Below are 13,396 nucleotides of genomic sequence, written 5' to 3'. Positions count from 1 at the left end.
CGCTCCGTTTAGAGGCTCGCCTGTCTTGCTATCCCACGGGAGTCAAGTAGCCTTCCACTCTATAAAAATATTTCTTGTTAGCAAAGTTTTTCAAATAAAGTGAAGGTATTCACTACTGGTGTTGTCACTCATCACTTCTCCACATTGAAAATAAGAGTCTATCCTTTTACCACATGGTGGATTGGAGCAGCGGCTTATCGGACGCCCCTGGAAAGGACGCTGGCGGAACAGAAATCAACCCCTCGCCTTTCAAAATGACTGTTTCTGCCGTTGACATCACCTTTTTCATCTATTAATTGGGTAATAGTACATCTAGACCTAAATGGGAACGTAATGTGCTCCCTTCATATTCAGCACGGAATAGCCCCCGCTCTACTAGCATAGGGATCACATCACTAAAGAATAAATCTAAAGATTTCGGAGGTCCACCTGGTACAGCAATAAAGCCATCCAATGCACCCTCCTCATAAAAAGTAATGATTTGATTGACAATGTCCTGTGGCGTGCCGATTGCCACAAGGTGAGCTGAGCCAATTACTTCTGGACGTGCAAGCAATACCTCAACAGTTGGTTCATTGTCGATAATATAACGACGCACCAAATCGGCATGTGTTTTACTACGTACTTTTTGATCTTTTGGCGGCAGCATATCAGCCGTTATCTGATCTTGCAGTGCCAAATGACGAATATCCATGCCTATCACTGATTCTAGAGCACTATAGCGACGCTCAAGTGTTAAATGTGCATGTGCTTGACGGTACATTTCGAGTGCTTCCTCATATGTATCGCCTATAAAGAAATAGAGCCCTGGTAATAACCGAATATCATCGGCTGAACGACCAACCTCAACCGCGCGTTTACGCAAGTCATTACGCATTTCAACACCCACCTCCATAGCAGGTGTCGCTGCAAAAATCGCATTGGAAACAGTAGCCGCAAATTGACGACCTACATCCGATGCACCTGCTTGGAAGAATGGTATATCTCCTGCTGGATGCATAGGTAGATTTAAAGGGCCATTAATATGGAAAAACTCACCCTCATGCTCAATCGGCTTGACAAGCTCATTTATTTTCTCTAAATCACCATTTGTTTCTAATACTTCATAGGGATGACTATGCCATAGCTGTTTCACGACCTCTATACATTCTGAGGCTTTAGCATACCTCTCCTCTGATGAAGCCATAGGTTCATTACTGAAATTATTGGCCCCATCAATGGAAGTGACGATATTCCAGCCTACTCGTCCCTCACTAATCCAATTCAACGATTGCAATTGACGTGCAATCAAATATGGTGGTATAAAGGATGTCGAGATGGTAGTCACTAAACCAATCTGCTTAGTTTCTCGTGCCACCGTTGCCATTAAAAAGCTAGGATCTAAGCCAACCGTTCCTTTTGTTTTAGCCATTAATTCTGGATGTGCTACTAAATAATCAGCCTTAAATAAAAAATCTAATTTAGCTTCCTCAGCACGCTGTGCAAATGCAATATGTTCATCAAGTAACGCACCCTTCTTACCATGATTACCATGTACAGCTATATGCATGCCAATAATAAGATGTCTTCTCATTGTTATATTCTCCTCTCTTTAATTGAAAATGATTATCATTTTCATAATAGGCTTACTTTTTAAATATTGCAACCAAATCCTTTACATACAAAAAAAGACAGGTACCTAATGAATAAGGACCTGTTATTTTGATTGCTATTTATTACTTTTCGTTTACTATGCCCCATGGAAAATCATGAGTCTCTCATTTGAGTTGCGACGACTTTTTACATGATAGTTAGATAGGATTTGCGAAAATTTGTTTTTCTGTCGGTTCCCATAGAACAATTCCCACATCCTTCTTCTGATCAATGATCCGAACGGTAATAGGGATATACTCAAATAAAATCGTATTTAATTTTGTACTAATCAGTTGTAACAAGCCTACTAATTCTGCATCATTGATTAGCGGCGCGTGTACTTCCATTTTAATATCTGTTAATTTGCCCTCTTCATAGCGAAGTCTCCCTATAATTTTAGGGTTTAAATGCTTAAACCCTGCTTGAATATCTTCTTTAAAAATTAATAATTTATTATACATATTTTGATCTAAGCTATATAATGCCTCTGATGGAAATGAGTAATACTTTTTATCAATCTCAGACCACTTTGCTATAGTATTTTCTCCTTTTGCAATAAAGGTTTCAGCTAAAAATAAGCCAGGAATAATATCATTTATATTGGATTCCTGATATAAAGTTAAATAAATAGGGACTTCCGGTATCTTTTTATTGTTTCTTATATCCTGAATGATCTTGCCAGCTATTTTTTTGCCGTAATTTTTCACATCATTGCTATCATCATCATTTTGATCTACTTTCACTTGTCCTGTGTAAATTAACCCTTTGTCATCCGATACACGTATATCATAAAATTCATTTAACGATATCGCAATCGACATTCCCTCTAGCTTGTTACTTTCCTTATGAATAAAATTATGTTCTACTACATGAGAGAGAATTAGCGGATACTTTTTCTCATCCTCTAAAACATCACCAGTTCTAGTTTCAATGGCTGGGTTCAAGCCAATACCTTCCTCTGTTTTTCTCCCTAACCATTGCTTAATCATTTGCTCATCCAAATATTGACCTTCCTGCAAATAATACTTTTCAGTTGCAAAATGATTCACAGATAAATCCATGAGTCCCCTCTCTATTTCATTTATATTTAACGCATTATTCATATTGTTAACCATTAAGCCTCGCGCAATATTACTTTTTGCAGGCTGTTGAATTTCATAGGCTTCCTTTTTTTGAATAGATGAAATATACATTTTTTCATTCGTCGTATCAGGCTCAACCTCACCACTACTACAAGATGCTAATAACCCTATGGATGCGATTAAACTAAATAAACACTTTCTCTTTTTCATCACAAATACTCCTTGATCATATGTAGATATTTAATATTTCCATAATTTAACCATACCAAATTTTACAAAACAAAACATCATATATTTACAAATATCACCATTCTATAGTGAGATCAAAAAAAACCTATGTTCAAGAAAAAATGAACATAGGTCTTTACTATTGTAGATGGTTGTGAGAAAAGTTTATTTTTGATCAGGTGCAGTCTTCTAGCTTTGGAGTGGTTTCTTCATGTTTATAAGGAGGTCGCTCTTCCAATGAGCCGAGACCAATCTTTTCTAAGCAACTTCCTCACTTTCCCAGCGCAACCTCCAACTGAAGCGGCTTCCCCACTTTTGAGCATTACCCCTCGACTATGGAGCGAATGCTACTTTGCATTTTTATCAGGTTGGTGAATGCCAAAAATATTGCCTTCTGTATCGATATAATAGCCTTGCCATGCCATCCCAGGTAAAGCATGTTTCGATATAGCTACTTTGCCACCATTTTCAAGAATTTTGGCTTCTGTTCCATCGTAACTTTCGACACCCATGGTACAAGCAAAGCCATTCAACGCTTGATTGACTTCTGGTGGTGGGCCTTGTCGTTGCATTAACGCACCATTAATACCAAGTTCATCTTCCTCACCTGTCACTGCTCCAAAGTACGGTATGCCTGCATAGTCACTCCAGTCTTGAAATGACCAGCCAAATACTTTCCCGTAAAAATGCTTTGCCCGCTCCATATCATTTACATGGATTTCAAAATGAACTAATCTTCCCATAGTACCCTCTCCTTCAAGATGAATATATTCACTATATAGCATTTTCAAAAAGATTGAAAATTAAAACATATAGAAAATAGTCACCAGTTTTACAATTGACTATACACAGAAAATGCATCCGTAATGTTATATTGCTCCGTCCGAGGACCTCCTTCAGCTCCTACTGTCACTAACACATATTCTTGTCCATTAACAGTTGCTAAACTTGCTAAACATAATCCTGCATCCTCTGTATAACCCGTCTTGCCACCTAGGATTTTCCCTCCTGGCAATACACTTGATGTCATATGCTGAAACATTCGATTAGTAAATGTAATACCCTCCGGATGAAGGTTCGTTGACTTAATAGAATATCTTTCTGCTGTATAAACATTTCGAAACTCATCATTTGTTAAGGCATATTGTAAGAGTAGTGACATATCTTTCACAGTTGTATAATGATCTGGATGATGCAGTCCTGTTGTATTCATAAAATGAGTATTTTTCATTCCCAGTTGCTGCGCCTTATCATTCATAAGCTTTACAAATTTCCGTTCTGAACCAGCAGCATATTCAGCTAAACCAATGGATGCCTCTGCACCTGATGGCAGCATGGAACCATACAATAAATCCTCTATCGTCAACCTCTCATTCGGAAGAAAACCTGCCACTGAAGCATTTTCCTCGTATAAATCATTAAAGATGTTTTTAGGTAAAACGATTTCATCTTGTAAGCTTGGAATTTGCTCAATCGCGACTAAAACAGTCATCATTTTCGTCAAAGATGCAGGATAAATGACTTCCTCACTATTTTTATCTAATAGTACTTGATTTTCATCTAAATTCACTAAAATGGCATTAGAACTATATAAATCGATATTGAGCATATCGCTACTCATCGTCGATATTACTTTTGGTGAATCAACCATCTCCTGACGTAATGTTACAGGTGTTTCTTTCAATATCAAATAAACAAATACGATCATGAACAGGAACAATATACTTACAATACCTTTTCTTGTGAACATAAAAACAACTCCTTCTCTTTATGCTTTTATTGAACCATAAAAAAAGGAGCTTATTTTTAATTAACTATTAGTGAATTCTTAAGGTTTCTTAAGAATTGGTTGGAATCATAACTATGAACACGGTTTGATTGTGATGAGAAGTAGCTGTAATCGTCCCTCCATGGGCTTGCACAATTTCATTTGAAATGGCTAAACCAAGTCCAGCACCACCCGTTTGTGTAGACCTTGCACTATCTAAACGGTAAAACTTTTCGAATATCATCTTTAATTTTTCAGGCGGTATGGTCTTCCCTGTATTCTTAAATGAAATAAACGTTTGATTGTTTTCATTTTGTGCACTAATTTCGATTGTACTATTGGGTTCACTATAGGCAATTGCATTTTTTAAAATATTATTAAATACCCTTGCTAATTTATTTCTGTCTGCATAGATAGTCATCTCTCCATCTATATTGACGATGGCTTTTTGACCCTTTGGTGCTAACAATGGGTAAAACTCATCGGCTACTTGCATTAACATATAGTTAAGAGGAATAAGGTCTTTCTCTAAAACGATGGATTGTAAATTAAATCTTGTGATTTCAAAAAACTCATTGATTAATTGTTCTAGTCTATAGGATTTCTCTAATGTAATCGTTACATATTTTTCTTTTTGCTCAACAGGCATATCCCTTGCCTCATCTAAAAGGCTTAAGTAACCAATGATAGATGTTAAGGGTGTTTTAATATCATGGGCTAAATAAACAACCAGATCATTTTTACGTTGTTCTGCTTCTTGTGCATCCCTCGCACGCTTTTCTAATTTATATTTCACATCATTTAATTTCTTCTCTAAAAAATCGAGCTCTGTCGGAAGATGAATTTCCTTCTCTGACTCATCTGCAAGCATAATGATACTGTTACTAATTTGATGAAAATAACGAGTAAAACGAGAGAGGGCAATATAAAAAATGATCAACAATAATAGGATAAATCCTATAGTAAGCCAAAGAGGTTTATTTTGTTGAAATAACACATTGTAGGCATTTTGTGCAGCAAAGTAATCGAGCTGCAAGACATTTTCGCAAAAGGCTATAAAAGCATCTGCAAAGGGAGCTTGTAAAACACCATCAATGAATGCAAAGTTGATTATAAAACCTATTATGATTGCTATAATAAGAATAAAAACGATTTGTAAAATCATCTTCCTCTTCAATCCGCCAAACTCATTTTTCAATGGTATACCCCACTCCCCAAACAGTTTTAATAAATTTTGGGTTTTCCGCAGAATCTTTCATTTTTTCCCTTAAATGTCGTATATGAACCATTACGGTATTATTGCTGTTAAAATACTTGTCCCCCCAAATTTCTTGAAATAATTGCTCTGAACTAATGACCTTCCCTCGATTTGTACACAAATACCATAGAATTGCGAATTCCGTAGGGGTTAGGGATACCTGTCTTTCATTTAAAAAGACCTGCCGTGTGTTCTGATTGATCATCAAACCAGCGAAATCAATGATATCTTCTGTTTGCTTCGAACCTTGGTTGTACAATGTAAATCTTCTTATTTGTGCCTTGACACGAGCAACCAATTCCAATGGACGAAATGGCTTTGTTATATAATCATCTGCTCCTAAAGAAAATCCATTTATTTTATCAATCTCTTCTTCCTTTGCCGTAAGCATAATCACTGGAAAATTAAATGTTTCTCGGATTTTTTGTAAAATGGTAAAGCCATCTATCTCTGGCATCATAATATCGAGAACAGCTAAATCCACATTTTCCCGCATAATACACGCCAGAGCCTCTTGAGCTGTATAGTACTTAAATACATGGTAGTTTTCATTTTTTAAATATAACTCAATTAAATCTGCAATTTCTTTTTCATCGTCAACAACTAAAATATTCAAATGAATTGTCCTCTCCTTCTACTTACACAATTTCCAATGATTTTTCACAGGCATTATAGCACTTACGAATAGCTATATCTATTAATAAGAATAGGTTATTTAAAGCGCAATAAAAAAGTAGAGATGGAAAAAACCTCTTTCCAACTCTACTTTCCATATTGAATCCCAAGCCTTATCGTTATTCGATATTTAATTTGTTCAATTGGTCGCCACAGTAGTAGATTTCCGATTCAAATCCTGTGTTACCACTCTGCCTGAATAATAGTGCATTTGTTCATTTAATTTATGCTCTTTTACGGTTAAATTGGTTGGCCTTACTTTCAGAACAAGCGTCTTACTCCCGAGTGATGATTGATACTTTTCGATATGTGTTTTCGACAAAGGGGCGTGATAATAACCTGGGACATATTTATCAAGCATTGCCTGCATTGCCTCAGTAGCCTCATCTAAATCTGTGACAATTTCCACCAAACCATTTGCGATGACACTCATATAAGCTGTATCCGTGTTAGCAGGAATGGGATCTACCATTGTTCCATAATTCTCGCATATAGAAATACATGCATTTGGGTTGGCTGTTAGGATGTCTATTTTCCTGCCTTCATTGGCACCGTGGAAATAAAAACTCCCATCTTTGAAGACATAATTTAGTGGCAGAACATATGGTGTATGTTGATCCACTAAACCAAGAAAAGCGGTTTGTGCGTCTTTTAAAAATGGTTGAATTTGTTTTTCATCTGTACAAGCTCTTTGCAACATTCGAATGTCTGTTTTCATCTTTTTATCCCCCTATCCTCTACTAAAGAGGAGTCTACAGCAGGATTGCCCTCTAAAAAAGGGACAGTTTTATGAAAAGGGATGGGTACAACTTTCAAATATTGAAATGAAAGTTAGTTATGCACTTTATTTATTCACCTGCATCTCGATAAAATAATTTAAGCTGTGCAACAATCAGAATGCTAATGACTACAAGTAAAAACCAAGAGCTTATTTTGCCAAAATGCACAATCGACCATGCTACCTCTTGATTAGGATATGACCATGCCCCAAAGAAAGTAGCGATATTTTCAGCAATCCAAATGAAAAAGCCAATCAAAAAGAAAGACGCAACGATGGGCATTTGATAGATTTTATTTCGCACCTTAAATTTGACCATTGTTCGATAAAACACCACAAAAAGTAATGCCATTAACAGCCATCTAAAATCATAAATAAAATGATGGGTGAAGAAATTGAAGTAAATCATGGCTCCTAGTGGAATGGCTACATAACTTTTTGGCCAACTCACGATTTTCAAATCGAATCTACGCCAGGCTTGGCAAATATAACTCGCCACACTAGCATACATAAATCCACTATATAATGGCACACCTCCCACTTTTGACCACGCCTCTTCAGGATAAGACCAAGAATTAAAATTTACTTTATACAGTTCTAGCACAAGTCCAATAATATGAAACAGACAGATGACTTTTATTTCATCCTTTGTTTCTAATCCAAATCTATACATCAAGTATTGCGTCAATAGACAGATGACTAGAATGAAATCGTATCTTGCTACACCTGGTATTGGAACAGCTCTAGAAAATGCAAGTGTAATAAATATTACAACAGGAAAAATACAGGATAACGATTGTTGATACGTAAAGATTCCTAAATCTTTAACAAAATTTTTTAACATGAATCCACCTCAGATTAGCTCAAAACTAAATTTATTCTTGTATGAAGAATAAACGATAAATTATCCTATTTCAATATTTTTTTATCGAAAAACGATAAATTTTTTCGTTTTATTTTGGAACTATTCTTTGGTAGTTTCGTCTTTGTTGTTCTTTATTAATAAAGAAAAGAGTAGCCACATAATACAGCTACTCTTATTACTTAAAGATACATTTTTTGATCTAATTTTAACTGGACTTCTTGTTGGTTTATTACTAAATTTGTAACTTTTTTCACTTTTAAATAATAAACAATATAACAGCCAATGAAGAAAGCTCCACCACAGTAAAGGGCTAATCGTTGAGCGGGATCAAAAGCCAAGCTTGCCATAACGATGCAGTTTGCCAATAATCCTAAAATAGGAATAACCGGATAGAATGGTGCTTTGAATTTTAAATCCTCCACTTTTCCTCCTTGGCGTAAATAGGAGCGTCTAAATGCAATTTGAGAAGCAGTAATTGCAATCCACCCAATTTGTGCACCTAAACCTGCTAGGGATAAAAGCCACACAAATACGGTATTAGCGGCAAATACGCTTGACAATAATGACAAACCAGCAACAGCAAGGGTAATCAATAATGCATTCATTGGAATTCCTCTTCTATTCACCTTCCCTAACAATGGACTTGCCATCTTTTCAACGGAAAGAGAAAACAGCATACGTGTTGCAGCATATAAACCCGAGTTAGCGACCGATAATAAAGCTGTTAGAATAACAAAATTCATAATATCTGCTGCATACGGAATCCCTATACTATCTAATACAACAACAAATGGACTTTCAACAACACCCGCTTTATCCATAGGAATCATAGCTGCCAATACAAAGACAGATAACACAAAGAAGAACAGCGTACGCCACACGGTTTGTTTAATAGATTTAGGGATTGTTTTTTCGGGATTTTCACTCTCTCCAGCAGCAATACCGATTAATTCTGTACCTTGAAATGAAAAATTCACGGTAATCATGGTAATGAGCAGTGCTGTTAAACCATTTGGAAAAAGACCACCCTCATAAAAATGAGTAAGAAATGGGGCATCTGTTCCATTTTTCATATCGATCAGCCCAAACATAGCTGCTCCCCCAACCGCAAGGAACATCAGGATGGCCAAAATTTTAATGCTTGAGAAGACAAATTCTGCTTCGCCAAAGGCTTTTGCAGATAAACCATTCAAGACAAAGAGCAGTGCAGCAAATATTAGGCACCACATCCATACTGGAGAATCAGGAAACCACCTTTGCATAAGTTGTCCAGCACCTAAAAATTCGAGTGCAACAGTTACTGCCCAGCCTAGCCAGTACAGCCAGCCAACAGCAAAACCAGTGGCAGGACCGATAAACTTCGTCGTATATGTTTGGAATGAACCAGATACTGGCATAGCAACAGATAATTCACCCAAGCATAGCATTGTTAAATACATTACTGCTCCGCCTACTAAATAAGCTAGAATGGCACCGGTTGGCCCCGCTTGATTAATGGTGTACCCTGAGCCAAGAAAAAAACCAGTTCCAATACATCCTCCGAGAGAAATCATAAATAAGTGTCTAGCTTTCATACTTCTTTTCAATTCATATTGTTCTGCTGCCATAAAAAACTCCTTACACTAATTATCTTGTAAGCACTTTCTTTTTTTCGTGCACGACAGATAACTATTTGAAATTTAAATAATTGATAGATGTTCAAGTTAATATATTTTATAAACTGTCAATTTTCTGACAAAATAAAGGCTATTGATGTGCTAGAGCATTTGCTTTTTCTATAGTAAACTTTATTTAGGGAGAGCTACTTTCTTATATTTGGTTGTGGCGACCTTATAGTCTAAGAAAAGTTCTTCCTTTACGAGAGAAATGATGTCACTATCCTTTGTTTACAGTAATGTATCACCGAATAGAGAGCTGATTAAAGCTACAGCAGCAATTGCCGTTTTATTATATTGATCTAATACTGGATTTGTCTCAACAAACTCTGCAGAAGTAATGATATTTGCTTCTGATAGCATTTCCATCGCTAAATGGCTCTCACGGTAACTAATACCACCTGCAACTGGGGTTCCTACACCTGGCGCATCGTTTGGATCAAGTCCATCTAAATCCAAAGATAAATGAACACCGTCGGTACGCTCCTTTAAATAATCAATTGTTTGTGACATTACAGTTGTCATCCCTAAACGATCGATTTCATGCATCGTATACACTTTAATACCAATTTCTTTAATAAGCTTTTTTTCACCTGGATCTAAATCACGAGCACCAATAATCACAACATTTTCAGGCTTAACTTTTGGCGCATAGCCTCCGATATTCGTTAGTGCAGGATGGCCAAGACCTAAACTTACAGCTAAAGACATACCGTGAATATTTCCTGAAGGAGATGTCTCACCTGTGTTTAGATCACCGTGTGCATCATACCAAATGACACCTAAATTCTCATAATTCTTTGAGACACCTGCTAATGTGCCAATCGCAATACTATGATCTCCACCTAAAACTAAAGGAAAACGTTTTAAGGAAATTTCATGATCTACTTTCTGACCTAGTTTTTCATTACTTTCTGTGACCGTTTTTAAATTTTTTAAGTTTGTCTTTCCTTCTATTTCTTTATCTTCCTGTTCGATGTCAATGGTTAAATCCCCTTCGTCATGTATGGAATAACCAAGGCCCTCAAGTCGTTCCGTTACCCCTGCATATCTAATAGCACTTGGTCCCATGTCTACCCCTCTTCTAGTTTGGCCTAAATCCATGGGTACCCCAATAATTGTCACTTCTTTATTCATGATCATTTCTCCTCTCCAATAATTACTTTCACAGTATAAAGAAAATGATATACTGACTCAACTCGACATTATTTTAAATTTTTATACAGTTTAAATTATTGAAAACATAGATATTTGCTTGTATAAACGATTGCATAAACGCTATTTCAGTGAATATTAAAACAATTTTTTCCTATTTTAAGCTATCGTTTTACATAAATTACCAAAATGAATATTAAAAATATTCTATTTCCATTGTTTTTTTGAAAATTAAGATGGTAATTTTAGCAAAAAAGATAATATATTGATAAATAATTTCTAATTTATTCAAATTAACCCCTTTTTTTCTACATAAAAAAAGCCTTACTACAATAGTAATTAGGCTTTATTATCCCTATTTTAATAATTTCACAATACTATTCAAACAGGTTTCTTTATAAAATTTATGTTGTTCTTCTAAATCACAAGTTAACCATTGTATTAACGAACCATCAATCATTGCTCTCATCATTTTTGCAGAGGCTAAGGAATCAATGTTTGGGCTAAACACACCTTCCCTTTTTCCTAATTCAATAATTTCTTGACCAATTCCCCAGCAATTCTCATAAAATTTTAAGTTGATTCTTTTATAATCCTCATTGCCGTTTGCCTTGGCTAAAAAATCTAAATAGACTCTGTAAAACTTTTTATTATCTTGGGGTGACACAAAAACAGCGTTTAAGTAGGCTTGAAGCTTTTCTATAGCTGTTTGATATTTGCCTATTTCTTGTATTTCAACACTATAGATTTTGCTCGTAGTGGATTCCAGTAATGCCAATAATATATTTTGTTTACTTGTAAAGTAGTAGTGAACTACCCCTTTTGAAACATTGGCATGATCGGCTATGTCTTGTAGTGTAACTTTATCATAACCTAACTTTGAAACAGCATTAAAGGCTGCTTTCATAATTTGTTTTTTACGTTCTTCCTCTTTCTTTTTCATAGATGCCTCCGGTGATTTAATCAATTACGCCTCAGTGTAATTGCCGCTGACGCTTCGCTTGTACGCGAAGAAACAATGCATCCAGATTTTTTTGATTTTGCTCGAAAGCTCATTTCAAAAAACTGAGACATCCGCTGGCGGCTTTATGAGGATTCAACGGCTATCTCCCATTATAAATGAGAGGGATTTCTGTACATAACAATACAAAAACATATACTGAATCAAGTTAAAGCTATTATACAGGAAGAATAGGTAAACTCCAATTTTATATTGACCGGTCAGAATAATTTTGTTACTGTTTATTGGAATTAAATGATAAGGGGATGTTTACTATGACAATAGGAAGTTTTAAAGCGTTAGTTGTCAATCAAGAGGAAGAATTTACAGTTAAAGTAAACGAATTGACATTAGCAGACCTACCACAAGGTGAGGTATTAATTAAGATTCATTATTCAAGCATTAATTATAAAGATAGTCTTGCTTCTATTCCTGATGGTAAAATCGTTACTTCCTATCCTTTTGTTCCTGGTATTGATTTAGCTGGAGTCGTTGTTTCCTCTGAAGACCCTCGCTTTAACGAAGGTGATGAGGTCATTGCGACTAGCTATGGAATAGGGGTCTCTCATTTTGGTGGTTTTAGTGAATATGCTCGTATCCCTGCTAAATGGATTGTGCCTCTTCCAAAAGGGCTTTCGCTCAAGGAAGCAATGGTAATTGGTACTGCAGGATTTACGGCTGCATTGTCTATCAAAAAATTAGAGGACAATGGCATTAACCCTGAAAAGGGAAAAATTCTTGTTACTGGCGCAACAGGTGGTGTCGGTAGTTTTGCGGTCTCTATTCTTTCAACACTTGGTTATCAAGTAGAAGCAAGCACAGGAAAAAAAGCTGAACAGGACTTTTTAAATAATCTTGGGGCTACTTCAATCGTTACTCGGGAAGAAGTTTATGATGGGAAGATTAGAGCATTAGGTAAACAAAAATGGGCGGCTGCTGTTGATTCTGTTGGCGGAGAGCCACTCGCCTCTTTATTAAGTCAAATTCAATACGGAGGTGCTGTTGCGATTAGTGGTTTAACTGCAGGCACACAGCTTCCTACAAGTGTCTTCCCCTTCATTTTAAGAGGGGTAAATTTACTTGGAATTGATTCTGTTTATTGTCCAATGGATATTCGCTTAAACATCTGGCAGCGCCTTGCGACAGATTTTAAACCAGTAAACCTTGGCAATTTCATTCAGCAAGAGGTCACACTACAGCAACTTCCAAATGTTTTACCTCTTTTACTGAGAGGCCAAGCAAGAGGAAGAATCCTTGTTACTTTATAAGCTATTCGATTTAAATTTAAAAAGGTTTGATA

General features: G+C 36.0%; 12 protein-coding genes. 1 reads left to right on the top strand and 11 read right to left on the bottom strand.

What is annotated here, in order from left to right:
• Positions 1-292 precede the first annotated feature (292 nt).
• From MHI04_RS06765 to MHI04_RS06715, 11 genes are all read right to left on the bottom strand, one after another.
• Positions 293-1,549 carry an NtaA/DmoA family FMN-dependent monooxygenase gene (locus MHI04_RS06765; RefSeq protein ID WP_231744974.1) on the bottom strand — a complete coding sequence of 419 codons (1,257 nt, stop codon included), beginning with the start codon at positions 1,547-1,549 and terminating at the stop codon, positions 293-295.
• Between the two features lie 241 nt (positions 1,550-1,790).
• Positions 1,791-2,924 (bottom strand): CamS family sex pheromone protein, encoded by a 1,134-nt coding sequence (locus MHI04_RS06760; protein ID WP_342535437.1) that lies wholly within the window; start codon positions 2,922-2,924, stop codon positions 1,791-1,793.
• 365 nt (positions 2,925-3,289) lie between these two features.
• Positions 3,290-3,685: a VOC family protein gene (locus MHI04_RS06755; RefSeq protein WP_342535436.1), complete on the bottom strand. Its 396-nt coding sequence runs from the start codon at positions 3,683-3,685 to the stop codon at positions 3,290-3,292.
• 89 nt (positions 3,686-3,774) lie between these two features.
• Positions 3,775-4,692, bottom strand: a complete 918-nt coding sequence (locus tag MHI04_RS06750) for a serine hydrolase (RefSeq protein WP_058843359.1) — start codon at positions 4,690-4,692, stop codon at positions 3,775-3,777.
• 88 nt (positions 4,693-4,780) lie between these two features.
• Complete coding sequence (locus MHI04_RS06745) at positions 4,781-5,875, bottom strand: HAMP domain-containing sensor histidine kinase (protein WP_342535761.1); 1,095 nt, start codon at positions 5,873-5,875, stop codon at positions 4,781-4,783.
• 22 nt (positions 5,876-5,897) lie between these two features.
• Positions 5,898-6,590: a VanR-ABDEGLN family response regulator transcription factor gene (gene vanR / locus MHI04_RS06740; RefSeq protein ID WP_197412989.1), complete on the bottom strand. Its 693-nt coding sequence runs from the start codon at positions 6,588-6,590 to the stop codon at positions 5,898-5,900.
• A 192-nt stretch (positions 6,591-6,782) separates the two neighbouring features.
• On the bottom strand, positions 6,783-7,361 hold the full coding sequence (locus tag MHI04_RS06735) for a pyridoxamine 5'-phosphate oxidase family protein (RefSeq protein WP_342535435.1): 579 nt from the start codon (positions 7,359-7,361) through the stop codon (positions 6,783-6,785).
• A gap of 130 nt (positions 7,362-7,491) precedes the next feature.
• A complete protein-coding gene (locus MHI04_RS06730) occupies positions 7,492-8,265 on the bottom strand; it encodes a DUF817 domain-containing protein (protein ID WP_058843355.1) in 774 nt (257 codons plus the stop codon).
• A gap of 200 nt (positions 8,266-8,465) precedes the next feature.
• Positions 8,466-9,893, bottom strand: coding sequence for an amino acid permease (locus MHI04_RS06725; protein WP_271912692.1), 1,428 nt, complete (start codon positions 9,891-9,893; stop codon positions 8,466-8,468).
• Between the two features lie 279 nt (positions 9,894-10,172).
• Complete coding sequence (gene rocF / locus MHI04_RS06720; RefSeq protein ID WP_271912690.1) at positions 10,173-11,078, bottom strand: arginase; 906 nt, start codon at positions 11,076-11,078, stop codon at positions 10,173-10,175.
• Between the two features lie 373 nt (positions 11,079-11,451).
• Positions 11,452-12,039, bottom strand: coding sequence for a TetR/AcrR family transcriptional regulator (locus MHI04_RS06715; protein WP_036127086.1), 588 nt, complete (start codon positions 12,037-12,039; stop codon positions 11,452-11,454).
• Positions 12,040-12,371: 332 nt separating this feature from the next.
• Between MHI04_RS06715 and MHI04_RS06710 the strand changes: the two genes are divergently transcribed.
• Positions 12,372-13,364 carry an acryloyl-CoA reductase gene (locus MHI04_RS06710; protein WP_342535434.1) on the top strand — a complete coding sequence of 331 codons (993 nt, stop codon included), beginning with the start codon at positions 12,372-12,374 and terminating at the stop codon, positions 13,362-13,364.
• Positions 13,365-13,396 lie beyond the last annotated feature (32 nt).

This window comes from Lysinibacillus sp. FSL K6-1151, assembly GCF_038630755.1.
GTDB lineage: Bacteria > Bacillota > Bacilli > Bacillales_A > Planococcaceae > Lysinibacillus > Lysinibacillus fusiformis_D.
The sequence above is the reverse complement of the archived record's forward strand: the minus strand, read 5'-3'. Positions and strand labels throughout refer to the sequence as shown.